The following is a 25335-nucleotide window of genomic DNA, read 5'->3' as shown; positions in this document are numbered from 1 at the left end:
CTTAGCCCTACTACAGAATAATGAAATATAATCACGCAGGTATCGTGCCTTGGATTGCCCTGCCCCAATCAATCAATGGCTTTGCCCGCGAAGCAAAATCGAACAGATCATCTGCCAGTTCTGGCGATGTCAGTCTCGTAGGATCGATTGCATATCGAACGGCGAAATGACGGTTACGAAGCGCTTCAATAAGATCAGAATCAGTCACATCTTCAAAACCGCGCGGGGTACGCTTCAGGCGTTCAATATCGCCAAGCTCCAAGCCATTTTTAGCAAGCGCCTTGACCATCGCGCGGTATTTCTCCGGCTTGGCGACAATAGCCTTGCGCATGGCCAGCAAAAGCTCAGGCTTGCCCTGCCAGAAGGCAACGGCTGCATAGCAGCCTCTATATTCCTCAAGACCAACACAAACATAGAAGCAGCCGCTTTCGCTCCATTTGCTACCGTCCGGCGAAAGCAATGCCGAAAGATGCCTATTGTAAGGGCTCTTGTCCTTGGCAAATCGCGTATCGCGCTTGATGCGGAATTGCGACTTCTTGCGATCGCCCTTGAATGGCAGCCCCGCCTTTTCAAAACGCACGATCAGATCATCAACGAGATCACCCAAGGGTTCATAAAGATGGGCTTCAAACAGGTCCTTGTTTTCCAGAAACCATTCACGATTTTGATGGAAGTCCAGCGCTTTAAGAAAAGGCAGAGCCTTCTCACCAAAACCTTTGAAAACAATCTCGCTCATGCACCCACCAATGTGAACCAGGCATCTTCATCAATAACTTCAATGCCCAATGTTTGCGCTTGTGTCAGTTTCGAACCTGCACCGGGACCGGCCACGACAAGGTCGGTTTTCTTTGAAACGGAACCCGCCGTCTTGGCGCCATAGCGCTCTGCCATCGCCTTGGCTTCATCTCGCGACATCCGCTCCAGCGACCCGGTAAACACAATTGTCTTTCCCTCGACAGGTGAATTGCTGACCGTCCTCACCTCTTCATCAATCGGGGTAACTTCGGCAAGCAGTGCAGTGAGGGCATCGCGATTATGCTCTTCCGCATAAAAATCCACCAGCGCCTCAGCCACAATGCTGCCAATCCCCTCGACATCATTTAACTCACGCCAGGCATCATTGCCTTTATCGCCCTTATCCTTCGGAGGAATCGCGGCGATCGCGGCATTAGCAAGAGCATCATAGGAACGATAGGCTTTCGCCAGCCGTTTGGCATTGACCTCGCCTACATGGCGAATACCCAAGCCAAAAATGAAGCGACTGAGTGAAACTTCACGGCGTTCATCAATGGCGTCGTAGAGTTTCTTGACCGACGTTGTGCCAAAGCCATCGATATTTTCGAGCTTCGCCAGCGAACCCGCCTGACGCTTCTTCAGGGTAAAAATATCGGCGGGAGTGCCGATATGCAGCGCCGGATCATCCGATTTGAAGAAAAACTCAACCTGTTTCTCACCGAGACCCTCAATATCGAAGGCATTGCGCGAAACAAAATGGCGGATGCGTTCAACCGCTTGAGCCGGGCAGATCAACCCGCCTGTACACCGCCGCACCGCCTCTCCCTCTTCCCGCACGGCATGCGAGTCGCACGCCGGACACGTATCGCGAAAGACGTAAGGCGTGCTACCACGGGGCTTATCGGCAACAATATCCACAATTTGCGGAATAACGTCACCTGCGCGTTGCACCACGACCGTATCGCCAATACGCAGATCACGACCCTCGCGTATTGGCTGGCCGTTCTGGCCGATCCCCTTGATATAATCCTCATTGTGCAGCGTGACGTTTGTCACCACAACACCGCCAACAGTAACAGGTTCAAGCCGCGCTACAGGCGTCAGCGCGCCAGTACGACCAACCTGAATATCGATACCGCGGAGTATAGTCATGGCGCGTTCAGCAGGAAACTTATGCGCAATTGCCCATCTCGGGCTGCGTGAAACAAAACCAAGCCGCTGCTGCAGGGCAAGGTCATCAACCTTATAAACCACGCCATCAATGTCATAGCCGAGCAGAGCGCGCTGCTCTTCGATTTGATGGTAATGTTTCACCAGATTTTCGACATTCTCAAAGCGCTGCATAAGTGGGTTGACCCGAAACCCATATGATTTGAACGCTTCAACCATACCCATTTGCGTAGAGGCTGGCATCTCGCTTACCTCACCCCATGCATAGGCAAAGAATTGCAATGGCCGCGATGCCGTGATGGTAGAGTCAAGCTGGCGCAGCGATCCGGCGGCCGCATTGCGCGGATTGGCGAAAACCGGCTTGCCATCTTTCACCTGACGCTCATTCAACGCGGCAAAATCTGCGTGGCTCATATAAACCTCGCCGCGCACCTCAAGCACCTCGGGAGGATTGCCATCCAGCACATTGGGTATGCTCGCGACGGTACGCGCGTTCAATGTGACGTTCTCGCCCGTTGTGCCATCGCCGCGTGTTGCAGCCGTCACCAGCCGCCCTAATTCGTAACGCAAGGAAAGCGATAATCCATCAATCTTCGGCTCAGCCGTGATTGCCACGTTGGCCTCGGTACCCAGCTTGAGAAAACGGCGTATGCGGCCTACGAAATCTTCGACATCGCTATCGTGAAACGCATTATCCAGCGACAACATCGGTATCGAATGCGTAACTTTGCCAAACTTCTCCGAAACGCTCGCTCCAACCTTGTTTGAGGGCGAATCTTCACGTTTTAACTGCGGAAACCGTTGTTCGATTGCAAGATTGCGCCGACGCAACGCATCATACTCAGCATCCGAAATGATCGGAGCATCTTCCGTATTATAACGGTAATCGTGTTGGGCGATTTCCGCTGCAAGCTTACCAAGCTCCTCGGCTGCTTCCGCTTCGGTCAGTTGTTCTACTGCTATGTCTGCCATGGTTTGCCTGCTGCTGGATTCGGCGCGAGATTAGCCGAAAATCCGCCAATTGGCACCGTCTATGCAGCATTTTCCCTAAGCAGGCGAACCGCAGCAGCGCGGGCTTCGTCCGTAACGCTTGCTCCTGCCAGCATACGCGCAATTTCTTCCTGACGATCATCCGTTTCCATTGCCCGAATCGAAGTCGCTACGCGATCATCGCCAGCCGCAGATTTGGCAATGAGGAAATGGGTCTGCGCACGAGCCGCCACTTGCGGAGCATGAGTGACCGAAAGAACCTGAACAGTTGCCGATAGACGGCGAAGGCGCTGACCGATTGCGTCCGCCACTGCACCACCGACACCCGTATCGATTTCGTCGAAGACAAGCGTTGGAGCTGATCCGCGATCCGCCAGCGCCACTTTAAGTGCCAGCAGAAAACGTGAAAGCTCGCCGCCCGAGGCCACTTTCATCATTGGACCCGCACGGGTACCCGGATTTGTCCGAACCCAATATTCCACCGTATCGATACCTTCAGCGGTGCGATTATTCGCATCCGTCGTCATTTCAACGATGAATTCCGCGCGCTCAAGTTTCAAAGCAGGAAGCTCGGCCATGACAGCCTGCTTCAAATGCCCGGCTGTTTCGTGACGATGAGTAGAGAGAGCCAAGGCAGCCTCATCAAACGCATCGCGTGCGGCCAGCGCTTCCTTTTCCAACGCAGACAAACGTTCCGCGCCAGCGTCAATATCAGCAAGATCAGCATCCATGCGATCACGCAGCGCGGAAAGATCGTCTACCGGCACAGAATATTTACGGGCCGCGCCACGCAGCGCAAACAGGCGTTCTTCTGTCTGTTCGAGCACTCGCGGATCAAAATCAATGGCGCGGATTGCCTGTTCGATACCGTTTTGTGCCTCGGCCAAAGAGTTCAGGGCTTCATCAATGGCTTTGACAACTGGTTCCAGCAAATGCGGCGCTTCCGGCACTTTGCGTTCAAGGCGACGTACAAGACTGGCAAGTGATGGTACGGGTGACGCATTCCCTGACAGAATATCATTGGCCTCGTTGACATCGCCGGCAATCTTCTCTGAACGCATCATCTCCGTGCGTCTTATTGCCAGCAATTCTTCTTCCTGTGGCTCGGGATCAAGCTTGGATAGTTCCTCCACAGATGCGCGCAAGTAATCGGACTCACGCGCCGCCGCCTCAACCTTTGCGCGATGGCGAACCAGAGCATGCTCTGTCTCACGCCAGGTTTTATGCAGCGAACGGACGAGGTTGGATTTTGTTTCGAGCGCCCCAAAGGCATCGAGCAATGTGCGATGAATATCAATATCGATCAGCGCACGATCATCATGCTGACCGTGGATTTCAACCAGTCTACGCCCGAGCTCCTTGAGCAAGGTTACGCTGGCGGCCTGATCGTTAATGAAAACGCGGCTGCGGCCATCGGAATTCTGCACCCGTCGCAGGATGATGTCTCCATCATCATCAATATCGTTTTCCCGAAGCAGAAGACGTGCAGGGTGGCTACCCGTTACATCAAACACCGCCGTAACCTGCCCCTGCTCCGCACCGTGGCGAACCAGAGACGCATCGCCCCGCGCGCCAAGTGCAAGCGACAGAGCATCCAGCAAAATGGATTTGCCAGCACCGGTCTCGCCGGTAAGCACAGACAAGCCTTCGCTGAACTCGATGTCGAGCCGTTCAATCAGGACAATATCGCGGATCGACAGATGCGAAAGCATGATCGCTCAAGGTTGATTCTAGGTTCAGGCGCCTTCTTTGCTGCCAGTAATAGCAGAGGCGGCCTTCGAGAGCCAAGAGCCAGCATTTTCGCGCGGCTCAAGACCACCGCTCTGCAGCAGCTTGTAGCTGTCCTTGTACCAATCGCTGTCAGGATAGTTCTGACCAAGAACTGCAGCCGCAGCCTGCGCTTCGTTGGTGATGCCCAGTGCATAATAGGCCTCAACCAAACGCGCGAGCGCTTCTTCGACATGACGTGTGTTGGAATATTGCTCAACGACGCCACGGAAGCGCTTGATCGACGCAATATAATCTTTGCGCTCCAGATAATAGCGGCCAACCTGCATTTCCTTGCCTGCGAGCTGGTCGCGGCCGAAACGGATTTTCGCCTTGGAATCTTCAACATATTCTGAGTCAGGATAAGTCTGCACAACTTCCTGGAATGCAGCAATGGACCTGCGTGTCATGCTCTGCTCACGCGTTACATCGGGAATCTGGCGATAATAGCACAGGCCTGTAATGTAGTAGGCGTAAGCCGCTTCAGGCTGGGTTGGGTAAAGCGCGATATAGCGCTTGGTCATAGCAACCGCATCGTCATACTTGCCACTGCGGTAATTTGCGAATGCGCCCATGACAAGCGATTTACGGGCAAATTCCGAATAGGGATGCTGGCGATCAACCGCATCGAATTTCTTGGCAGCTTCATCGAGACGGCCGGAATTCAGGTTTGCGAGTGCCTGGTTATAAAGAACGTCAGCCGGTTCAATTGTATCTACATAGGCTGAAAGATCGAGATCATCATCTTTTGCTGCGCAACCCGAGATTGCAACAGCGCCCGCAATCGGCAGAAGTAGAAGAGCTAAACGGGCCTTCCCGCCAAACCCTGCATTCCCAAACCCTGCGCTGATAAGCGTTCTGCTATTCGCCATGCTGTCTCCGGCCCCACATTATAATTTAAGAGCATTGATCGCGAAACCCGATATCACGTTTCCGCGCCATGCTCTAGACATAGACAATCTTACCGTCGGTTGGGCGTTCATAAACCACAAGCGACAGGAATCAGCAATCTTATTGCCATGCAATCGTCCAAATTTATGGCGGAGCAGGAATTAGTCGGCTTTTGGCAACGATAGATGGCCAATTTTATAGGTTTGAAGCCCTGCATTATCTTTCAAAGGAGGCAATTTACCCCATAATCTGAATCGAATCCGGGTCCAATTGGTTGGATTAAAAGCCGAAACCGCAGCAACAGCGCCGTTATTTTTCACATCAGCAGCGGCTTTTTCACTTTCATGGCGTCTCAATTCTGCCATCGAGGTATCAGGTTCAATCGGCGATATTTCCCTTGTCGCAAAAACAGCCGATGATATGGCGACCGAGATTTCCGCCTGCCATACTATCCACGTTTTAATGCTTGGCCGACCGAATGATTGGCTTACAGCCGCAAATCCGGCACCGCATACAAAATCGTTCAGGCCTCTCTCGTGCCGCCATAGATAGAATGGGGCATAAAGGTTTTCCCGACTTTGGGTTTCATCCTCTCTACGCGCAGTCAGATAGGCCTTGAACGCAAGATTGGGGAAATTATCGAGCAACGGCCCCTTCTCTGTGATGCGCCGGTCAATAATTCCCATGTCGTAATCGGCAGGCAGTGTGAAACTATACTGCATCGCAATCATTGGCCGTCTCCACGTAGGACCGGCTCAAGCCATGAGACTGCTGTGCCATCCTGTGTCGCCTGAATGCTGATATAAGAAAATGTGCTGGTAGGACTTGCACCGTGCCAGTGACGCTCCTCCGGCGCAAACCAGACGCAATCACCCGCACGCAATTCGACTGGCGTACCACCATCACGCTGAGCGAAGCCAACACCTGACAATACATAAAGAAATTGCCCGCGCGGATGTGTGTGCCAATTGGTGATAACGTCCGGATCTACGAAGGCCCGCATAACATTATTTTCGCCATCGATTTGGCTTTCGAGCAGTATTTCAGCCCAGAACGGAGCAGTTGAAATGTTTGCAGGGCCACGCGCGATTGACTGTCCTGCACGCAGAACAGTCATCTCGCCGGGACAGCTCAATATTTGTTTCGTCATTATCGTTGCCTCTTCAAGCTGGTTCGACCATCTGCGTTTCCCCACTGCTGAACGACCACTCATCACGCGTCGATGTGCTGACTACGATCATGATGTCTTCCGGGCGAATGCCGGGCGATTTGCCGAGAAGATCGACAACCCGCTTGTAGAACGACTGTTTCGTGGCTGTATCGCGTGGCTTACCGATCGTAATTGTAAAGATCACGAAATCATCAGAACGGCCTTTGCTGAAGTAGGTCGGATCAATAATCAGCTCGTTTGGACGGTGCTGGTGAATAGCCTGAAACTTGTCCGTCAGCGGTACATTGAATGTCTCAACCATCGCCTGATGAAAACTGTCTGACAGCGCTTTGAGATATTCCGGCGATTTGCCTTCAAGTAGAGAAATTCGGGTGAATGGCATTTTTTCTTCCTTTCGCGAACTGCTTGACGACCTATCAATAAACCCTCACAATCATCCTGAAAATTGGATTATTCAGGATTGATTATCCTAAAAAAGTGGACGGTATAGAATGAGGAAAGTCACGCTTGACCTTGATGTGCTGCGAACCTTCTCCACGGGAATGGATCTTGGGAGCTTTGCCAAAGCTGCCGAGCGGCTTGGCCGCTCCACTTCAGCAGTGAGTGCTCAGCTGAAAAAATTGGAGCAGCAGGCAGAGACACCAATCTTTACCAAGTCCGGCCGTGGGCTCGCCCTTACAGAGGCGGGCGAAACCATGCTTGGTTACGCGCGCCGCATGCTCGATTTGAATGATGAGGCAGTCACTGCAATTCATGGCAGCGAATTGGAAGGATGGGTTCGATTGGGACTACAGGAGGATTTTGGTGAAAGCCTTCTAACTGAGGTACTTGGGCAGTTTGCGAGAGCCCACCCAAAAGTACGTATAGAAGCCCGCGTGACGCGAAACGCCGACCTTTTGGATCGGGTTACCTCTGGTCGCCTCGATTTGGCGCTGGCATGGAGCAATGGTGCAGCCACAACGCCATTCCATGAACATATCCTTGATGTGCCGATGTGCTGGATAGGACCCGCCAAAGCTTCACAAGAGTGGCAAAATTCGACAGATCCCTTGCCGTTAATTTCACTGGAAGCGCCCTGCCTTCTAAGAACCGCTGCTATTAATGCTCTGGATCGTGCAGGAATTGCCTGGCGACTGTCATTTATCAGTCCGAGCCTTACCGGGTTGTGGGCTGCTACGGCTGCGGGGTTGGGCGTGACAATACGAACACCCTTCGGCTTGCCTGCAACCGTGCAGCCTTTGGCACCGGCACAAGACGGGTTGCCATCCCTGCCCTCACTTGGCCTTGTCCTTCATCGTGCCGAAGCCCAACTGGAGCCCGCGACAGCCCGACTTGCAGAGATTTTGTTACAATCCGTCGGATCAATACCTCGGCTGATATGAGTTACATAATGGAAGGTGAATTGACAGCAGCCCGCAACGGCACCGGCGAAACACCTTGCGACAGTTCCACCATCTCGAATGCCGACGGATCGGCTAGCAACGCCTGAAGTGCGGTCGCGTTCAAACGATGACCACCACGATAAGAGCGGAAGCAGCCAATAAACGGTGCCCCAGCCAAGGACAAGTCACCTACCGCATCAAGCGTCTTGTGGCGAACAAATTCATCCGGATATCGCAGGCCACCCGGATTGATGACAGTATTGTCGTCGCCAATAACCAGTGAGTTATCAAGCGATGACCCAAGCGCAAGACCCGCAGCCCAAAGTTTCTCCACGTCGCGCATGAATCCAAATGTACGAGCGCGCGATATCTCCTTGCGAAAGACCGCTTCATCCATATCGCCAGCAAATTTCTGGCGGCCTATGACCGGAGTTTCAAAGTCAATTTCGACCTCGTAACGCGTCCCATCATAGGGAATGAATTCGGCCCATGACGCGCCAGACTCAACGCGCGAGGGTTTCAGAACGCGAATATAACGGCGTTTGGTTGTCTGCTGAACCAAGCCAGCCTGATCGAATGCATCAAGAAAGGCAGAGGACGATCCGTCAAAGATAGGTACTTCAGGGCCATCTATTTCCAGCACCATATTGTCAATGCCAGACCCTGCAATCGCAGCCATGACATGCTCAATCGTGCTGACTGTCACACCGGCGGAATTGGCAAGTTTGGTCGAGAGATCCGTGGCACCTACTTCAGAAACCAGAGCTTTTATGGGGTGAATAGTGCCTGTGGTGTCAATCACATTGAAAACAATTCCGGTATCTGTATCTGCCGGTAAAAAAGAAAGCGTTACCGGTGCACCGCTATGCACGCCCGCGCCTGACACCGATATGGGTGCTGCAATCGTTGTCTGGAAATCCCGCAACAAAAAACCTCTTAATCGTGAGTCTATCATCTGATTGCCGCGAAGATACAACTGGCCGCGTTCAAACAAAATCGCTGTTTCGAAAATAGCGTAACGAAACTGCTTCGTCATCAGCTAGGTCGTTTATGTTATTTTTCAATGGGTTGAATAAAAAATTCCGCCATTGAAACAATGGCAGAATTTCAGTTCGATTATATGTCGGAATAGATCAGTTAGCTTGACGGCGAAGGAATGCCGGAATCTCAAGCTGATCGTCTTCCGAGGTCTGACGTGCCTGTGGCTGTACGCGGCCCTGCTCATCAAGCTGTCCACGACGAGGAGCGTAGATTGACGCATCCTGCGAAAGCGGGCGGCGTGGTTCTGCCGGACGCATTGCAGGTTCGCGAGGCTGAGCTGGCTCAAGGCGCGCAGTCTCATCTTCACGGCGTGTAAGACCGGCCGTGAGGCGCTTGAGAAGACCCATCGGACCGCGATCTTCATGGGCTTCGTGGGCAGCCTGATCACGGGAATGATCACGCGACCCCATATCACGGGCGTTGAGTTCCGCCTGAACCAGTGGCGGGAAATCAGCAACATTAGGCATGCGCGGCGCAACAGGCTGCGGTGCAGGTTCAGCCATCTGTGGAGCAGGCTGCGGTGCTGGCTGGTAGACTGGTTCCTGTGGAGCAGCAGCGACCGGTGCATCGAAGACTTCCGGAGCAGGAGCCTGGAAAATACGGCTCTGTGGACGGAATTCCTGCTGTAGTGGCTGTGGAGCATGCGGAGCTACATCAAGTCCGGCAGCGCGTACTGCTTCAGCAACTGGAGAAGCTGGCTGCTGGACAGGTGGACGAGCCACTGTCTCAACCTTGGCCGCTACCTGTGGTGCTGGCTTTGCAATTGGCTTCATCGGTTGACGAAACTCGATCGGCGCTGGGGCCGACGCTCCAATCTGCTTGTCGATGCCGGTTGCCACGACGGAAACGCGGATGATCCCTTCAAGGCTTTCGTCGAAGGTCGCACCGAGAATGATGTTCGCATCCTGATCAACTTCTTCGCGAATGCGTGTTGCAGCTTCGTCAACTTCAAACAGGGTCATGTCACGGCCGCCGGTGATCGAGATCAACAGGCCCTTGGCACCACGCATTGAAGTTTCATCAAGCAGCGGATTGGCAATTGCAGCTTCAGCAGCGGCCATTGCGCGACCGTCACCGGAAGCTTCGCCCGTGCCCATCATTGCCTTGCCCATCTCGCGCATGACCGAACGAACGTCGGCGAAGTCGAGATTGATGAGGCCTTCCTTGACCATCAGATCGGTAATGCAGGCAACACCGGAATAAAGAACCTGATCGGCCATCGCGAATGCATCAGCGAAAGTCGTCTTGTCATTGGCAATGCGGAAGAGATTCTGGTTCGGAATAACGATAAGTGTATCGACATTCTTCTGCAGGTCTTCAATGCCCATATCGGCGGTGCGCATGCGGCGCTGACCTTCGAAATGGAACGGCTTGGTAACAACGCCAACTGTCAGGATGCCTTTTTCGCGTGCAGCGCGGGCCACAACAGGAGCAGCACCAGTGCCTGTACCGCCGCCCATACCGGCAGTGACGAAGCACATATGCGTGCCCTGCAGATGGTCATTGATCTCGTCAATGCACTCTTCAGCGGCAGCGCGGCCAACTTCCGGCTGTGAACCGGCACCGAGGCCTTCAGTGACCGAAGCGCCGAGCTGAACCAGACGCTCTGCCTTGGACTGTGCCAAGGCCTGTGCGTCGGTATTTGCCACAACGAATTCAACACCGCGCAAGCCGGCATTGATCATGTTATTGACCGCATTGCCGCCGCCGCCGCCAACACCAAAAACGGTGATCCGGGGCTTAAGCTCGGTAATGTCCGGCTTTTGCAGATTGATGCTCATTTGTCCGTTCCTTTTTGTCTTTACCGCGTCGCCGCTGCGGTAATTTCTTTTGGGTTTCCCCGATTAACTAGAAACTCTCTTTCAGCCACTGGCCGATACGCTGAAAACGCCCACCCGTACCTGTCATCAGCGATGATGAACCGGCCTTTACAGAACGCTCTTCGATGCCTGCCACCTGCGGATAGATCAGTAGACCAACCGCTGCAGAAAAAGCCGGACCCTTTGCCGCTTCGGGAAGACCCGTAACGCCAAGAGGACGGCCAATTCGTACATTGCGAGCCAGAATACGGCGGGCGACTTCTGGCAGCCCTGCCAACTGACTTGCACCGCCTGTCAGAACCACGCGCTTGCCTACAATCTGACCATAACCGGATTGATTGAGGCGATCGCGCGCCAGCTCAAGTGTCTCTTCGACACGGGCACGGATGATGCGCGTCAAAACTGCGCGCGGATATTGATTGGGCACATCGCGGGCATCGTTGCCCAGCGGGGATACGCTGATAAGGTCGCGGTCGTCTGCGGCGCTCGGCAGGGCCGAGCCATGCATGACCTTTAGCCGTTCGGCATCGTCCATATGAGCCGACAGGCCACGCGCCACATCCATGGTCACATGATTGCCGCCAATGGCGATGGCGTCGGCATGAATGAACTTGCCTTCGGAGAAGACAGAAATCGTTGTTGTGCCGCCGCCCATATCGATACAGGCAGCACCCATCTCGGCTTCATCGTCAACGAGAGCAGAAAGACCGCTGGCATAGGGTGTAGCGATCATCGCTTCGACCGAGAGATGGCAACGATTGACGCAAAGCTCGAGGTTGCGCAGCGGGGCGGCATCGGCTGTCAGCACATGCATATCGACTCCGAGCGTATCGCCGATCATACCGAGTGGATCGCGAATCCCGCGCTCACCATCAAGTCCGTAGGCGATTGGCAGCGAGTGAACGAGATGGCGCTCCGTTGCCAAAGCTTGCTTGGCACCAGCGGCGAGCACACGGCGGATATCGGCCTGATCGACCTCGTGACCGCCAAGGTTAATGCTTGCGGAAAAACTTTCACTCTTGAGGCGTCCGGCAGAAATATTGACGATCATCGAATCGACAGTCAGACCAGCCATACGCTCTGCCGCATCGACAGCCAGGCGTATAGCCTGCTCCGCCGCATCGAGATTGACGATGACGCCGGACTTGATGCCACGCGATTTCTGATGGCCAATGCCCAGAACTTCAATGCGATGCGTGCGACCCGGCAGGTGCGCACTTTCCTCGCGCGGACGCAGACGGGCAATGATGCAGCACACCTTGCTCGAACCTATGTCCAAAACCGTCAAAGAACGCGTCCGTTTTGCGGAAGACGTTCCTGATGATGCGCTTTTTCCGTTCAGAATACTCATACACGCTTCTCCGAACGCTTAGGCGCCTTATCACGCGCCTTCAGATACTCAACACGCTGCACCATTGCTTCCGGTGTCAGCTTCACAACAACCCGATCATCCAGCCGTAAATCGACGGATGCGATATCCCGGGATAACAGACCAGCCTTCGCCTCCATTCCAGCAACGTCGGCAAGGGCTTCGGAAACACCATGCTCAGGCAACATGAGCGTAACGCCATTCCTGAGAACCAGATCCCAGCGGCGATCACCCACTCGGGCATAGGCACGAACGTCTCCGGCAATCTGCGGATAGGCCGCCATCTGCGCCATAAGCAGCTTTACCTGCTGATCAGCACCCGCGCCGATGACAAGCGGTAACAAAGCACTGCGACCACCTGTGAAGGGAACGATGATCCGGCCATCAGCATCTATGACATTGAGTTCAACACCATTCTGCCAGACGGCCAAAGCAGTGCGCTCATGGATCGAAATCTGGATTGTATTCGGATAGACCTTGAAAACATCAACGCTTTCGACCCATGGGAGGCTGGCAACTGCCGCCTGCGCATCAGCAGCGCTCAAGCCAACGAGCGATGTTTCACCATCAAGGCCCAGCGCGCCCAGAACATCGATCTCAGAGGTCTCTTTATTGCCGACAATCTTCACATCTTCGATGGCAAAGCCGAATGTAGATGTAGTGACCTTAACGACCTCCGGAGCGTGACCGCCCAATATCGCACCGTAAGCGCCAGTCAACGCAAGGAAAGCAACAGCCCCCATTGTGCCAATATGATTCGGGATCGAGACTTCACCTTCGACCATCCGCGAAAATACGCGCACAGGCTTGCGCAGAAACTTTGGGAGGACCATGCGGAAACGGCCAAAAGCCACCGACCTGTCCGAAGACATCGGCGCAGCACCGCGGCGGTGCGTATTTTTGCCCTTCAACGCAAACACGATGCGTCCTCCACCATCCAACTCAACAATTCACCGAAGGTATGCCCCGCAGCTTTGGCGATATCAGGTACAAGTGATGTGGGAGTCATGCCCGGCTGAGTGTTCACTTCCAGCCAAATTAGCTCGCCATCTTCGGAAAACCGGTCGTCGTAACGAAAGTCCGACCGGCTAATCCCTTTACATCCAATTGCCTGATGCGCCTTGAGAGACAGTGTTTGTATTTTTTGGTAAATTTTTAGTGAAATTTTAGCGGGAACCACATGATTTGATCCGCCTGCAACATATTTTGAATCATAATCGTAGAACTGATGCCCGACAGGGATGATTTCACACACTCCAATGGCCACATCCCCCATCACAGCGCAGGTCAACTCGCGCCCATGAATGTAGCGCTCGACCATGACCGAGCCGCCATATTTCCATTCACTTGAGGTGACGACCTGCGGCGGATGCGATTGATCTTCCTTGACGATAACCACGCCAAAACTCGACCCCTCACTGACCGGCTTGATGACATAGGGCGGCTTCATCGGGTGCTTGGCCGTAAATTCCGAACGGTCCATCACTTTGGCTTCAGCGACGGGTACACCAGCCGCTTTGGCAACGATCTTTGCCTGCTCCTTGTTCATCGCCAGAGCAGAAGCAAGGACACCGGAATGGGTATAGGGGATCTGCAAATATTCGAGGATGCCCTGAATTGTGCCATCTTCACCGAAAGGGCCATGCAAAGCATTGAAGGCTACGTCAGGCTTAAGTTCCTGAAGGACATTTGCGATATCGCGGGACACATCGACACGGGTAACCTCGTAGCCCTCCGCCTCCAAAGCTTCGGCGCAGGAGTTTCCTGACGACAGCGAAACCGGACGCTCCGAAGAAAACCCTCCCATCAGCACCGCAACATGCTTCTTTGCCATAAAGGCATCCCCTCAAACTCATCCCCATCTGGCGCATAACCGAAACTACAACCGACAAGATTTTCGCGGCCATACGCGGGCGAAAAAAGGCATGAGTCATCGCACATCCGGCGGCAAGGACCGCAGATACCCAAGACTGGCAGAACCAGCCGACTCAAATCAGTTAACGCTTGCCCCTAAAGAATCAGAGAGTTGATTCGCTGACAAGTCCCCAATGATTCAACAATGATATTTAGTGTAAAAAAATGTGACGGGAGGGGGATTTAAGCAGCGCGAGCAGCAGCTTCGATTGCTTCAGCAACCCACTCATTGAGACTTTTATTTTCCGCTGCTGCGGCAAAAACAGCAGCTTCGTGCACTTCGGCGGCAAGACGGACGTTAAAACGACCCGAAAATTCGCGAAAAGGATGGATATTCTTTTCGGCACACATCTCAAGAAACACCTTGAGAGACTTTCGGCCTTCGCTCAAAAGCTCATCAACGCGTCCATAACCGTCAAGCCAAGGCAGGCGCTTCGCATTCCCGTTTTGCGTGGTTCGCCCTTCGACAAGCTCAGGACGGCTCACCATGAGAAAGGTTGTATTTGCAGGGAGTTATTTCCAGCAAGGTTGGCGACTAATGTGCAATCATCCACATTCCTCATGGTGAACCGTCCTGAGCTTGTCGAAGGGCGAACCACGCAAAATATTCGTGCCGGCTAGAGCAACTGCCCCATGAATTCATGTACTTCCTGACCCGGACGAAATAGACCAAGGCGCTTTATTTCCCAGTGCAGGCGAATTCCGGAGTTTTGCAGGACGCGGGAGCGGATTGTTTCGCCCAATGTCTCCAGTTCATAGCCATTGGCCGTCCCGGTATTGATCATGAAATTGCAATGCATTGGCGACATCTGGGCACCGCCAATTCTCAGGCCTCGCCCGCCTGCAGCGTCGATTTCCTTCCAAGCCGAAGAGCCTTCAGGATTCTTGAATGTAGAACCGCCCGTCTTCTCCCGAATAGGCTGGACAGTTTCACGGTGATGCTGAACAGCGTCCATCGCTGCCTGAATTTCGGTCCGGTCGCCCCGCGTTCCTTCAAAAAGCGCTGAGGTAAAAATCAGATCATTGCTGGCACCGGAATGCCGATAGGCATATCCCATATCGGCATTGGAAAGGATATGTAGTTCGCCCTTGCGATCCAGCGCCCGTACTTCAACCACGCGCTCACGCGTTTCAACACCGTTGGCACCGGCGTTCATGCGCAGTGCACCGCCAATTCCGCCCGGAATGCCGTGATAGAAATGGAAGCCGGCAATATCAGCGTCCAGCGCGGCTGCTGCAACACGTTTATCCGGTGTAGCTGTTCCGGCACGCAATTGCGTTTCGCCAACACGTTCTACTTCACCGAAGCCCTTGGCCGAGAGCCGCACAACAAAGCCGGGAATACCGCCATCGCGCACCAGCAGATTTGAACCGATACCGACAGTCAGGATCGGATATTCCGGCGGAACCGCTTTCAAGAAAGCTGCGAGATCTTCTTCGTCGGCAGGCTGGAACATCACCTCAGCAAGGCCGCCTGCGCGAAACCACGTGACTTTCTCCATGCCCATATTGGGCGTAAGCCGCCCGCGCAAACCAGTAAATCGGTCTCCCAGCTTCGATAGCAGGGCTTCGCCATTAACAAGTGAAGACATTGTATCCTTCCAGCAGTTCCACCCTCTCAAGGGCAACCGCCAAATCTAGAGCGCCGCCAGTTCCTTTGGCAAGGCATAGGCCCATTGCGTGATGTTGCCAGCCCCAAGAAAGATCACAAAATCACCTGGCTTGGCTATATCAGCGATCAATGGAGCGATTTCCTGCGGGCCCTCAATGTAACGCGCGTCCCTATGGGCAGCCGTTTTGATCCGTGAAACCAGTGTCTCCGACGTAACGCCTTCGATAGGGTCCTCGCCCGCCGTATAAACCGGGGCAACGACAACCGTATCGGCATCATTGAAGCATGATGCAAACTCATCGAAAAGGCTGGCAAGCCGTGTGAATCGGTGCGGCTGGACGATGCCGATAACGCGCCCCTTGGCGGAATCCCGAGCCGCTTTCAGCACGGCCTTTATCTCGACAGGGTGATGGCCGTAATCGTCGAATATATCTACGCCGTTCCACGAACCGGTATGTGTGAAACGCCGTTTCACGCCTCCGAATGACGACAGACCTTTTTTGATGTCTGTTGGTGAAATACCCAACTCGTGAGCAACAGCAATAGCCGCAGTAGCGTTTGAAACATTGTGCCTGCCCGGCATCGGCAGATGCAGATCAGTAATCTCGGTCATTTCACCCGTTTTGCGCTTGGCAATCTGAACATCGAAATGTGAGCTTGCTCCATCGACAACCAGATTGACAAAGCGCACATCGGCCTGTGGATTTTCACCATAGGTGATAACGCGACGATCTTCGATCTTGGAGACGAGAGACTGGACTTCGGGATGGTCCAGACACATTACCCCAAAGCCATAAAATGGAACATTTTCAACGAACTGCCGGAAAGCTTCGCGCACCCGGTCGAAGGTACCGTAGTGATCGAGATGTTCGGGATCAATGTTCGTCACAACCGCAATATCCGCCGGAAGTTTCAGGAACGTGCCGTCGCTTTCGTCCGCTTCAACGACCATCCAGTCGCCCGCGCCCATGCGAGCATTGGTGCCATAGGCATTAATGATGCCGCCATTGATCACCGTAGGATCGAGTTTTCCCGCATCGAGAAGCGTTGCAACCATCGACGTGGTGGTCGTCTTGCCATGAGTGCCGCCGATAGCAACAGCTTGACGGAAGCGCATAAGCTCAGCCAGCATTTCGGCGCGGCGTACAATTGGCAGAAGCTTTTCGCGCGCAGCGATAAGCTCGGGATTTGATTTCTTGATAGCAGTCGATACGACAACGACTTCGGCATCACCAATATTGGGCGCCGCGTGCCCGACGAATATCTCAATGCCTTTCTCACGCAAACGCTGCACATTGGCGCTGTCTGCCTGATCTGAGCCTTGCACCTTGTAACCGAGATTATGCAGCACTTCGGCAATGCCGCTCATGCCGATACCGCCGATACCGATAAAATGAACCAGGCCTATATTGAGCGGCATCTTCATGGACGCACTCCTTTTTTGAATTCTTCAACGCTTTGGCCGGTTGCAATAGCCTCTGCAAGATCGCCAAGCAACCTTGCTGCATCGGGTTTGCCAGTCGTACGCGCCTTTTCAGCAACAAATGCCAGCCTTGTGGGCTCATTCATGGCGCTTGTAAGGATCGCTGCGATGCGTTCCGGCGAAAGATCAGATTGCTTTATGACATCAGCGCCGCCTGCTGCTTGCAATGCAGCAGCATTGGCCGCCTGATCATGATCAAGTGCATGTGGGAACGGCACCAGAATGGCTGGGCGTCCGATTGCGGCAATTTCCGAGACTGTAGATGCACCTGAGCGTGACAGGACGAAATGCGATTCGGAGATGCGCCGCGCCATATCTGAAAAGAATACCGCAACGTCAGCTTTGATTTCCATCTGCTGATAGGCTGCGCGCACCTGCGCCTCATCTTCAGCGCGTGCTTGCTGCGTCACAATGATACGAGCCTGCAATTCGGGAGCCAGCAATTTTATCGCCGCAGGTATTGCAGTCGAGAAATACTGGGCACCCTGACTGCCGCCAAAAACCAGAAAGTTGAATGGCTGGTGGGCCTGCGATGCCTTGTATGGCTTGCCGACTTCCGCGAGCACTGCTGGTCGTACGGGATTGCCGGTGACAATGGTCTTGCCAGAAAATGGCCCGTCATCATCCGGTAAAAACCCGCCAGCAATGGCGTTTACGCGTGTTGCAAGTGCCTTGTTTGCACGCCCCATTACCGCATTTTGCTCATGAACGAGCGTGGGTATTTTCATTGCGGTTGCTGCATAAAGCGGCGGCAGTGTGGGGTAGCCTCCAAAGCCTGCAACCAGCTTGGGTTTCAGCGAGCGGAACAAACGTCTGGAGTCAAGATTGCCGAGCCAGAGCTTCCAGAATGTCCGCGCCAACGCAATTGGATTTCGCCCGCCGATCGTCGCAGACCGGACAACGTGAATCTGACTTGCCGGAAAACTGCCGGTAAATCGCTGCGCGCGATCATCAGTGACAAGATGGATATCCCATCCTCTATCGATCAGGTCATGCGCCAGCGCTTCAGCCGGAAAAAGATGACCGCCGGTACCACCGGCGGCGAGAAAGATAACCCCCTTTGACATCGCCTACCCTGCACCGACCATCGCAGGTCTTTGCGAGTTCCCTAACGTCGCAGAGCGTCGGCCTTCGGGTCTGCGCCGAGTCAATGCCAGCAAAAGCCCTGTCGAGATCGCCACGGAAATCAGCGACGAGCCGCCATAGGAGATGAATGGCAACGTCATGCCTTTTGCTGGCATCAGGTGCAGATTGACCGAGATGTTGATGATGGACTGGAAGCCGAACAGGATCACCAGACCCGATACCGCAAGACGGGTGAAATCATCACGTTCCTTCAAGGCAATCGACAGGCCGCGAATGACGATGAACGCAAAGATCAGCACGATCAACAGGCAAAGCGCGATGCCGTATTCTTCAGCTGTTACGGAGAAGATAAAGTCAGTGTGGCTATCAGGGATGATGCGTTTGATTGTACCTTCGCCCGGGCCCTGTCCAAGCCAACCGCCACGAATGATAGCCTCGCGTCCTGCATCCACCTGAAACGTATCGCCCTCACCTGTCATGAATCGGTCAATACGCCCGGCAACGTGCGGGAAAACTGTATATGCGCCGAAGAATCCAACGGCACCAAGACCGCCCAAGGCAATGATCCATATCCAGGGAACACCGGCCATGAAGAACATGGCGCCCCATGTACCGGCCGTCAGGATCGTTTGACCGAGATCAGGCTGCGCAACCAGCAGCGCAGCAACGACGCCAAATAAAACCATGGAAAAGAAATTGCCGGGTATGTCCTTGCGTCGTTCATTTTCGGCAAACAGCCAGGCACAGACGATCACAAATGCCGGTTTCATGAATTCCGATGGCTGGACTGATATTCCCGCCAGCGAAATCCAGCGCCGCGCGCCTTTGACTTCGATACCGAAAAACAGGGCGAGCACCATGGCAAACATCGCACCCGCAAGCAGGATGATCGCAAAGCGCCTGATTGTTCTGGGTGCCATAAACGACACCGCAAACATGACGATCACGGCTGGAACCATAAACATGGACTGATGCTTGACGAAGTAAAAGCTTTCAAGTCCGATGCGCTCGGCAACAGCGGGACTTGCTGCGAACGACAACAATATGCCGAGGCCCATTAGGCTCAGGCACGCTGCAAGAAGAAAGCGATCTATCGTCCACCACCATTCGGCAACGGGACCACGGTCAATGCGACTTACCATTAGCAGAGCCCTTTCTGACCATATTGGCCAAATTCTGTTTCTCGACTGACGAGACAGTCCACGCGGAAGGTGGCAAGACCGATGTGGTTCATCGGACGAAGCCGCTTGACAAAGTGGGTGTCCGACAGTCGGAAACCCGAAGGGACGGGGCCTTTTGCGCTAATTCCAGCGCAAAGCCAATCGCCCGCACGAAAAGTGCGGGTCTTCTTGTCTTTGCTTGATCTTGTCACAAACTGCCTCCGTCAGAATTGGTCTAATATGGTCATAAAGGGCTCTCACCCCCAATAGGTGACGCGCCATCAAGCGCTAGAACGGCAGAGCGGAAAGCTTCACCGCGTTTTTCAAAATTCTGAAACTGATCGAAACTGGCGCAAGCCGGCGACAGCAAAACGACTGGTTCGCTAGCATCGTCTTTGCTGGCATCAAGCGCAGCGTGCTTCACGGCAACGTCGATAGTGCCGGAAATCTCATACGGAGCAGCATCGCCAAGCGTGGCTGCAAATTGTGGAGCGGCTTCGCCGATCAGATAAGCTTTGGCAATACGCGGGAAGAAGCCTGACAGGGAAGCGATACCGCCCTCTTTCGGCAGGCCGCCAGCAATCCAGTAGATGCGCGGAAACGACGACAATGCGGGTGCTGCTGCTTCGGCATTCGTTGCCTTGGAGTCATTGACGAACAAAGCAGAACCCATCTTGGCCACCTGCTCCATCCGGTGCGCAAGGCCGGGAAACGTTTTAAGCCCCGCATTGATTTCTTCAACGGATAGGCCTGCCGCACGGCAGGCTGCAAATGCGGCCAGAGCATTTTGCGCATTATGTTCGCCGCGCAGCGATCCTATGCCTTCAAGCGAAGCAATCGGCGTTTTCGTACCGCCATGCGCGTGGAACAGCTCACTGCCATTGGCAAAATAGCCGTTGGCTATCGCCATTCGTTTGGAAATCCGCGCCACCGATGTGCCCGCACGTTCCAGCCGATCCGCGATTGCGGTACAGTAACTGTCATCAACGCCAATAATGGCCGTCTGGCTTCCCGCGACAAGCCGTTCCTTGATCTCGGCATAATGCTGCATCGTGCCATGGCGATCCAAGTGATCCGGTGTCAGGTTCAACAGGATACCCGCGGTCGGATTGAGCGATGGTGCGAGATCGATCTGGTAGGAAGAACATTCGACGACATATACGCGAGCATTTTCCGGCGGGTCGAGTGTCATGACGGCAGTGCCAATATTGCCGCCAAGCTGAACATCGCGGCCCGAGGATTTAATGATATGGGCAATCAGCGCCGTAGTCGTGGATTTGCCATTGGTCCCTGTAATGGCAATAAATGGAACGTATGCTGCTGGATTGTCTACCAATGCGAGATTGCGCTCACGCACGAACAGTTCGATATCGCCAATGATTTCTATGCCAGCAGCCCGAGCAAGGTCCACGCTCCAATGCGGGCGGGGATGGGTTAGCGGGACACCCGGTGACAGAACGAAGGATGAAAATTGCTTCCAGTCAACATTGCGCAAATCAGCAGTCTTAACACCAGCGCTTTGAGCACGGGCAACACTGTCAGGATTGTCATCCCACGCAACGATATTAGCGCCACCGGCGAGGATTGCCTGAGCAGTTGCAATGCCCGAACCGCCGAGCCCGAAGAGCGCGACGGTTTTATCCTTCATGGAACGGGCAGGTATCATGCTTGCGGCCTTATCTCAGTTTCAATGTTGAAAGGCCGATGAGCGCAAGTATCACGGCGATGATCCAAAAACGGATCACGACCTGACTTTCTGTCCAGCCCTTCTTTTCAAAGTGGTGATGAATAGGCGCCATCAGGAAAACCCGCTTGCCGGTCATTTTGAACGAAGCGACCTGAATGATGACTGACATGGCTTCCATAACGAAAACGCCACCAATGATTGCCAGAACGATTTCATGCTTCGTCGCAACAGCAACCGCGCCAATCAAACCACCAAGCGCGAGTGAGCCTGTGTCGCCCATGAAGATAGCGGCAGGTGGCGCGTTAAACCATAGAAAGCCGAGCCCTGCCCCGATTACTGAGCCAAGTACAACGGCAAGTTCACCAGTACCGGGCGTGAAGTGAATCTGCAGGTAATCCGCAAAGATCGCATTACCCGCCAGATAGGCGATGACCCCGAAAGAGGCTGCGGCAATCATGACCGGGACTGTGGCGAGACCATCCAGACCATCGGTAAAATTCACCGCATTGCCAGCGCCGACCATGACAAACGCTGCAAACGGTATGAAGAAAATACCGAGATTAACGATAAACTCCTTGGCGAACGGGAAGGTCAGCGATGAGGAGAACGGCTCCTGCCCCGCCCACATGATCGCAAGACCGGCAATGCCAGCGATGATAAATTCAATTCCGAGACGTGCCCGGGCGGAAAAGCCCTTTGATGCCTGCTTACTGACTTTCAGATAGTCATCATAGAAGCCAATGGCGCCAAAACCCAACGCAACGAGCAACACAACCCAGACATAGACATTGGACCAGTTAGCCCAAAGCAACGATGAGATGACGATGCCGGTCATGATCATCAGGCCGCCCATTGTCGGTGTGCCTGCTTTTTTGAAGTGCGTCTGCGGCCCATCGGCTCGAATGGGCTGGCCACGACCTTGCCGGACACGAAGGGAATCGATGATGCGTGGACCGAAAAGGAAAACAATGAGCGCAGACGTAATCAGCGCGCCGCCGGTCCTGAACGTGATATAGCGGAACACGTTGAGAAACTGCATCTGTTCCGCCAGACCGGCAAGATAATAAAGCATCGACTAGTGCCCTTTCCCCATCCCCGCAGGCTCACTCGGCTGGAGCGAGAGGTTCGGCGGTGTTGTATTTCTGCAAGAGCGTTTTGACGATCTGGGAAAAGCCGGTCCCCTTTGACGATTTGATCATGATCACGTCACCGGCTCTGATCGTATTCAGCAATTGCGGTTGCAATTCTTCCACGCTCTGCCTGTATTCGGCATGAATTTCAACCGGCATGGCCGCTTTCAGCGCTGCCATCTCCGGTCCTCCGAGAAAAACCATGTTGATATTGTTGGATGCGATGACTGAAGACAGCTCCGCGTGCAGCTTCGGCGACTGTTTCCCAAGCTCCAGCATATCGCCCAAAACAGCGATCCGCCGCCCCTTTCCAGTCGGAGTTGCAGCTGCCAGTAGTTCAACTGCTGCCCGCATTGATGCCGGATTTGCATTGTAGCTCTCGTCAATCAGCGTAAATGTGCCCTTAGCGATCTCAAGTGTGTGCCGCTCGCCGCGTCCACTCTCAGCCCTTAGCGATGAAAGCCCCAAAGTAACCTTGGCCATGTCCGCGCCGGTCAGGTGTGCAGCACCCAGCACCGCGAGAACGTTTTGCACAATATGACGTCCGGGCGCGCCAATCTTTGCGACGACCTCTTCCCCGGCAAGACGGGCGGTCATGCACGAGCATTCGCCGTGCAGTTTCAGTTTCATCAGGCGATAATCGGCGCGGGTATTCTCGCCAAAAGATTTGATGTGCTCAACACCAGCTTCGAGTGCGCATTTTTCCAGGAATTTATAGTGCTTGTCATCGCGATTGAGCAGCGCATAACCACCGGGCAGCAGACCTTCGAAAATCTCTGCCTTTGCAGTTGCGATTTCCTGCAGGCTTTTGAAGTGCCCCATATGAGCCGGTGCTATCAAGGTGATCAACGCCACATGAGGGCGCACCATTTTAACCAGCGGACGTATTTCATCGGGATGATTCATTCCGATTTCGAAAACGCCGTAATCCGTGTCTTGCGGCATGCGTGCCAGCGTCAGCGGCACACCCCAGTGGTTGTTGAATGAAGCAACTGAAGCATGAACCTTGCCCACTTCTGACAGGACATGACGCAACGCTTCCTTCGTTGTCGTCTTACCGACAGATCCGGTAACGGCAATGATCTGCGCGTGCGAACGGGCACGCGAAGCCAAGCCAAGCCGCGTCATCGCGGCAAGAACGTCGTCTACGACGATCATGGGTGCTTTCAGCTTGCCGAGGGCTGGCAACTTGGCCTCTGCGACAACCAGCAATGCAGCGCCCGCCGCAACTGCTGCCGTGGCATAGTCGTGACCGTCGAGCGCATCGCCCTTGATAGCAAAGAATGCCTCGCCATCCCGCAACGTACGCGTATCAATGGAAATGCCCGTAATGCCTTGCGGAAGCTCACCAACAGGCCTGCCATTCATGGCCGTAATCATCGCATCCGAGGACCACAGAAGGCTCATATACCGCCCTCCTGCGGAAGGCGATCTTTCAGTGCCTGAGCCACTTCGACGTGATCGGAGAAGGGCAGCACCGTATCGCCTACAGTTTGACCCTCTTCATGGCCTTTGCCTGCAACAATCAAGGTGTCACCGGACTTCATCATCGCCACAGCTTCGCGGATCGCTTCGCGCCTGTCTCCGATTTCGCGGGCACCCGGAGCGGCAGCAAGAATTTCAGAACGAACTGTTGCGGGCACTTCAGAGCGTGGATTATCGTCTGTTACGATCACAACATCGGCAAGCCGTGTTGCGATTTCACCCATCATGGGACGCTTGCCTTTGTCGCGATCACCACCGCAACCAAAGACAACGATAACGCGACCTGTTGTAAACGGACGGACTGACGTGAGCACATTTTCCAGCGCGTCTGGCTTGTGCGCATAGTCGACGTAAGCAGGCGCACCTTCCTCAGTTGCCCCTACGAGATCAAGCCGTCCGGGAGCGCCTTTCAAACGTTCAAGACCACGCATCGCAGCCGCGGCCGGGACACCCGTCGCGATGGCAAGGCCCGCAGCGACGAGCCCGTTAGCAACTTGAAAATCACCGGCAAGCGGCAATGTTATTTCATAAATCTCACCCGCAATGTGAACTTCAACATGCTGGCGGAAACGCTCATGCTCGACGCGCTTCAAAGAGATAAACTCGCCCTTGCGTCCAACGGTCAGCACGTTGCAACCGGCCTCAGTTGCAGCGGCAATAGTCGCCTTGGAAAACGGATCATCCGCAAAGATGATAGCTGGAGCACCTTTCGGCAGAAGCTCGGTAAACAGCCGCAGCTTTGCAGCATGATATTCTTCAACCGTCGCGTGATAATCCATATGATCACGACCAAGATTGGTGAATGCACCCGCCGAAAGCTTCACGCCATCAAGGCGGCGCTGGTCAAGACCATGCGACGATGCCTCCATGGCAGCATGGGTAACGCCTTCATCAACAAGTTCGCTGAGCAGCTTGTGCAGTTCCACCGGATCTGGCGTCGTCAGGGAACCGTAATCGTCACGCGTTGGCGAGACCACACCTGTTGTGCCAATGCTGGCCGATGCAAAGCCCGCCTGCGCCCATATTTGACGGGTAAACGATGCAACAGATGTCTTACCGCTGGTCCCCGTTATGGCGACCATTACGTCTGGTTGCCGCCCGTAAAAACTTGCTGAAGCGAGCGCCAGTGCACGGCGCGGGTCATCTACATAAATGATCGGTGCGCCGATGTTGCCCAGTTTTGCATCGCTGGAAGTGATGATAACTGATGCACCTCGTTTGACGGCATCTTGGGCATAGGCAATTCCGTCAGCCTTCACACCCTTGAGTGCTGCAAAAACGTATCCCTTCTGAACCTGCCGGGAATCCGACGTCAGACCTGTAATGACTCTGTCTCCTAATTCGGAGATTGCCAAGGCGGGGATGCCGTTAAGTTCTTTCAATTTCATGGCCGGACTGGAACCTGTTCTTTCCCGTGAATTCGGCCGGATAACGCTTCTTTC

Annotated in this window: 22 protein-coding genes; 1 reads left to right on the top strand and 21 read right to left on the bottom strand. The window is 54.2% G+C overall.

The genetic code is table 11. The features are described from left to right. Positions 1 to 31: 31 nt before the first annotated feature. The 7 genes from ABKW30_RS13500 to ABKW30_RS13470 all read right to left on the bottom strand — a co-directional run bounded on the left by ABKW30_RS13500 (position 32) and on the right by ABKW30_RS13470 (position 7106). The gene (locus tag ABKW30_RS13500; protein WP_348599439.1) at positions 32 to 736 is read right to left on the bottom strand and encodes a TIGR02453 family protein; all 705 of its coding nucleotides are present in this window, start codon (positions 734 to 736) and stop codon (positions 32 to 34) included. Then, positions 733 to 2877: an NAD-dependent DNA ligase LigA gene (gene ligA / locus ABKW30_RS13495; RefSeq protein WP_348599438.1), complete on the bottom strand. Its 2145-nt coding sequence runs from the start codon at positions 2875 to 2877 to the stop codon at positions 733 to 735. Before ligA ends, ABKW30_RS13500 begins: the two co-directional genes overlap by 4 nt. A gap of 59 nt (positions 2878 to 2936) precedes the next feature. Beyond that, the gene (recN, locus tag ABKW30_RS13490) at positions 2937 to 4607 is read right to left on the bottom strand and encodes a DNA repair protein RecN (protein WP_348599437.1); all 1671 of its coding nucleotides are present in this window, start codon (positions 4605 to 4607) and stop codon (positions 2937 to 2939) included. A gap of 24 nt (positions 4608 to 4631) precedes the next feature. Continuing rightward, positions 4632 to 5534: an outer membrane protein assembly factor BamD gene (locus ABKW30_RS13485; protein WP_348599436.1), complete on the bottom strand. Its 903-nt coding sequence runs from the start codon at positions 5532 to 5534 to the stop codon at positions 4632 to 4634. 180 nt (positions 5535 to 5714) lie between these two features. Further along, positions 5715 to 6284 carry a DUF4865 family protein gene (locus ABKW30_RS13480; protein ID WP_348599435.1) on the bottom strand — a complete coding sequence of 190 codons (570 nt, stop codon included), beginning with the start codon at positions 6282 to 6284 and terminating at the stop codon, positions 5715 to 5717. Beyond that, on the bottom strand, positions 6281 to 6703 hold the full coding sequence (locus ABKW30_RS13475) for a cupin domain-containing protein (protein WP_348599434.1): 423 nt from the start codon (positions 6701 to 6703) through the stop codon (positions 6281 to 6283). The genes ABKW30_RS13480 and ABKW30_RS13475 overlap by 4 nt, the downstream gene beginning before the upstream one ends. Before the next feature lie 13 nt (positions 6704 to 6716). Further along, positions 6717 to 7106, bottom strand: coding sequence for a tautomerase family protein (locus ABKW30_RS13470; protein ID WP_348599433.1), 390 nt, complete (start codon positions 7104 to 7106; stop codon positions 6717 to 6719). Between the two features lie 109 nt (positions 7107 to 7215). Between ABKW30_RS13470 and ABKW30_RS13465 the strand changes: the two genes are divergently transcribed. Further along, positions 7216 to 8106, top strand: a complete 891-nt coding sequence (locus tag ABKW30_RS13465) for a LysR substrate-binding domain-containing protein (RefSeq protein ID WP_348599432.1) — start codon at positions 7216 to 7218, stop codon at positions 8104 to 8106. A 1-nt stretch (position 8107) separates the two neighbouring features. Here ABKW30_RS13465 and lpxC read toward each other — a convergent pair whose 3' ends face one another. The 14 genes from lpxC to ABKW30_RS13395 all read right to left on the bottom strand — a co-directional run bounded on the left by lpxC (position 8108) and on the right by ABKW30_RS13395 (position 25281). Next, positions 8108 to 9061, bottom strand: coding sequence for a UDP-3-O-acyl-N-acetylglucosamine deacetylase (lpxC, locus tag ABKW30_RS13460; RefSeq protein ID WP_348599797.1), 954 nt, complete (start codon positions 9059 to 9061; stop codon positions 8108 to 8110). Positions 9062 to 9239: 178 nt separating this feature from the next. Beyond that, positions 9240 to 10928 (bottom strand): cell division protein FtsZ, encoded by a 1689-nt coding sequence (ftsZ, locus tag ABKW30_RS13455; RefSeq protein ID WP_348599431.1) that lies wholly within the window; start codon positions 10926 to 10928, stop codon positions 9240 to 9242. Between the two features lie 67 nt (positions 10929 to 10995). Further along, complete coding sequence (gene ftsA, locus ABKW30_RS13450) at positions 10996 to 12318, bottom strand: cell division protein FtsA (RefSeq protein WP_115052553.1); 1323 nt, start codon at positions 12316 to 12318, stop codon at positions 10996 to 10998. Beyond that, positions 12315 to 13208 (bottom strand): cell division protein FtsQ/DivIB, encoded by an 894-nt coding sequence (locus ABKW30_RS13445; RefSeq protein ID WP_348599796.1) that lies wholly within the window; start codon positions 13206 to 13208, stop codon positions 12315 to 12317. The genes ftsA and ABKW30_RS13445 overlap by 4 nt, the downstream gene beginning before the upstream one ends. Before the next feature lie 35 nt (positions 13209 to 13243). Continuing rightward, on the bottom strand, positions 13244 to 14170 hold the full coding sequence (locus ABKW30_RS13440; RefSeq protein WP_348599430.1) for a D-alanine--D-alanine ligase: 927 nt from the start codon (positions 14168 to 14170) through the stop codon (positions 13244 to 13246). Positions 14171 to 14433: 263 nt separating this feature from the next. After that, positions 14434 to 14739, bottom strand: a complete 306-nt coding sequence (locus ABKW30_RS13435) for a toxin-antitoxin system HicB family antitoxin (protein WP_348599429.1) — start codon at positions 14737 to 14739, stop codon at positions 14434 to 14436. Positions 14740 to 14867: 128 nt separating this feature from the next. Continuing rightward, a complete protein-coding gene (murB, locus tag ABKW30_RS13430; RefSeq protein ID WP_348599428.1) occupies positions 14868 to 15842 on the bottom strand; it encodes a UDP-N-acetylmuramate dehydrogenase in 975 nt (324 codons plus the stop codon). A 45-nt stretch (positions 15843 to 15887) separates the two neighbouring features. Next, positions 15888 to 17288, bottom strand: coding sequence for a UDP-N-acetylmuramate--L-alanine ligase (gene murC, locus ABKW30_RS13425; protein WP_348599427.1), 1401 nt, complete (start codon positions 17286 to 17288; stop codon positions 15888 to 15890). Then, entirely contained in the window at positions 17285 to 18412 is a 1128-nt protein-coding gene (gene murG, locus ABKW30_RS13420) for an undecaprenyldiphospho-muramoylpentapeptide beta-N-acetylglucosaminyltransferase (protein WP_348599426.1), read from the bottom strand. Before murG ends, murC begins: the two co-directional genes overlap by 4 nt. Positions 18413 to 18415: 3 nt before the next feature. Then, positions 18416 to 19573: a putative lipid II flippase FtsW gene (ftsW, locus tag ABKW30_RS13415; RefSeq protein ID WP_348599425.1), complete on the bottom strand. Its 1158-nt coding sequence runs from the start codon at positions 19571 to 19573 to the stop codon at positions 18416 to 18418. A gap of 262 nt (positions 19574 to 19835) precedes the next feature. After that, the gene (gene murD / locus ABKW30_RS13410; protein ID WP_348599424.1) at positions 19836 to 21257 is read right to left on the bottom strand and encodes a UDP-N-acetylmuramoyl-L-alanine--D-glutamate ligase; all 1422 of its coding nucleotides are present in this window, start codon (positions 21255 to 21257) and stop codon (positions 19836 to 19838) included. Between the two features lie 10 nt (positions 21258 to 21267). Continuing rightward, a complete protein-coding gene (gene mraY, locus ABKW30_RS13405; RefSeq protein ID WP_348599423.1) occupies positions 21268 to 22350 on the bottom strand; it encodes a phospho-N-acetylmuramoyl-pentapeptide-transferase in 1083 nt (360 codons plus the stop codon). 31 nt (positions 22351 to 22381) lie between these two features. Then, the gene (locus ABKW30_RS13400; RefSeq protein WP_348599422.1) at positions 22382 to 23815 is read right to left on the bottom strand and encodes a UDP-N-acetylmuramoylalanyl-D-glutamyl-2,6-diaminopimelate--D-alanyl-D-alanine ligase; all 1434 of its coding nucleotides are present in this window, start codon (positions 23813 to 23815) and stop codon (positions 22382 to 22384) included. Then, positions 23812 to 25281 (bottom strand): UDP-N-acetylmuramoyl-L-alanyl-D-glutamate--2,6-diaminopimelate ligase, encoded by a 1470-nt coding sequence (locus tag ABKW30_RS13395; protein ID WP_348599421.1) that lies wholly within the window; start codon positions 25279 to 25281, stop codon positions 23812 to 23814. Before ABKW30_RS13395 ends, ABKW30_RS13400 begins: the two co-directional genes overlap by 4 nt. Positions 25282 to 25335 lie beyond the last annotated feature (54 nt).

It is taken from the genome of Phyllobacterium sp. SB3 (assembly GCF_040009165.1).
GTDB lineage: Bacteria > Pseudomonadota > Alphaproteobacteria > Rhizobiales > Rhizobiaceae > Phyllobacterium.
This window is presented reverse-complemented; position numbering and strand designations above follow the sequence as displayed.

What these genes read in the sequence shown, in the direction of transcription:
- ABKW30_RS13500 (WP_348599439.1), bottom strand. Translation starts at nt 736, where the DNA reads ATGAGCGAGATTGTTTTCAAAGGTTTTGGTGAGAAGGCTCTGCCTTTT.
- ABKW30_RS13440 (WP_348599430.1), bottom strand. Translation starts at nt 14,170, where the DNA reads ATGGCAAAGAAGCATGTTGCGGTGCTGATGGGAGGGTTTTCTTCGGAG.
- murG (WP_348599426.1), bottom strand. Translation starts at nt 18,412, where the DNA reads ATGTCAAAGGGGGTTATCTTTCTCGCCGCCGGTGGTACCGGCGGTCAT.
- ABKW30_RS13435 (WP_348599429.1), bottom strand. Translation starts at nt 14,739, where the DNA reads ATGGTGAGCCGTCCTGAGCTTGTCGAAGGGCGAACCACGCAAAACGGG.
- mraY (WP_348599423.1), bottom strand. Translation starts at nt 22,350, where the DNA reads ATGCTTTATTATCTTGCCGGTCTGGCGGAACAGATGCAGTTTCTCAAC.
- ABKW30_RS13445 (WP_348599796.1), bottom strand. Translation starts at nt 13,208, where the DNA reads ATGTCTTCGGACAGGTCGGTGGCTTTTGGCCGTTTCCGCATGGTCCTC.
- ABKW30_RS13480 (WP_348599435.1), bottom strand. Translation starts at nt 6,284, where the DNA reads ATGATTGCGATGCAGTATAGTTTCACACTGCCTGCCGATTACGACATG.
- ABKW30_RS13400 (WP_348599422.1), bottom strand. Translation starts at nt 23,815, where the DNA reads ATGAGCCTTCTGTGGTCCTCGGATGCGATGATTACGGCCATGAATGGC.
- ABKW30_RS13485 (WP_348599436.1), bottom strand. Translation starts at nt 5,534, where the DNA reads ATGGCGAATAGCAGAACGCTTATCAGCGCAGGGTTTGGGAATGCAGGG.
- ftsW (WP_348599425.1), bottom strand. Translation starts at nt 19,573, where the DNA reads ATGGTAAGTCGCATTGACCGTGGTCCCGTTGCCGAATGGTGGTGGACG.
- murD (WP_348599424.1), bottom strand. Translation starts at nt 21,257, where the DNA reads ATGATACCTGCCCGTTCCATGAAGGATAAAACCGTCGCGCTCTTCGGG.
- ABKW30_RS13470 (WP_348599433.1), bottom strand. Translation starts at nt 7,106, where the DNA reads ATGCCATTCACCCGAATTTCTCTACTTGAAGGCAAATCGCCGGAATAT.
- ftsZ (WP_348599431.1), bottom strand. Translation starts at nt 10,928, where the DNA reads ATGAGCATCAATCTGCAAAAGCCGGACATTACCGAGCTTAAGCCCCGG.
- ABKW30_RS13475 (WP_348599434.1), bottom strand. Translation starts at nt 6,703, where the DNA reads ATGACGAAACAAATATTGAGCTGTCCCGGCGAGATGACTGTTCTGCGT.
- ligA (WP_348599438.1), bottom strand. Translation starts at nt 2,877, where the DNA reads ATGGCAGACATAGCAGTAGAACAACTGACCGAAGCGGAAGCAGCCGAG.
- murB (WP_348599428.1), bottom strand. Translation starts at nt 15,842, where the DNA reads ATGTCTTCACTTGTTAATGGCGAAGCCCTGCTATCGAAGCTGGGAGAC.
- recN (WP_348599437.1), bottom strand. Translation starts at nt 4,607, where the DNA reads ATGCTTTCGCATCTGTCGATCCGCGATATTGTCCTGATTGAACGGCTC.
- ABKW30_RS13395 (WP_348599421.1), bottom strand. Translation starts at nt 25,281, where the DNA reads ATGAAATTGAAAGAACTTAACGGCATCCCCGCCTTGGCAATCTCCGAA.
- lpxC (WP_348599797.1), bottom strand. Translation starts at nt 9,061, where the DNA reads ATGATAGACTCACGATTAAGAGGTTTTTTGTTGCGGGATTTCCAGACA.
- murC (WP_348599427.1), bottom strand. Translation starts at nt 17,288, where the DNA reads ATGAAGATGCCGCTCAATATAGGCCTGGTTCATTTTATCGGTATCGGC.
- ABKW30_RS13465 (WP_348599432.1), top strand. Translation starts at nt 7,216, where the DNA reads ATGAGGAAAGTCACGCTTGACCTTGATGTGCTGCGAACCTTCTCCACG.
- ftsA (WP_115052553.1), bottom strand. Translation starts at nt 12,318, where the DNA reads ATGAGTATTCTGAACGGAAAAAGCGCATCATCAGGAACGTCTTCCGCA.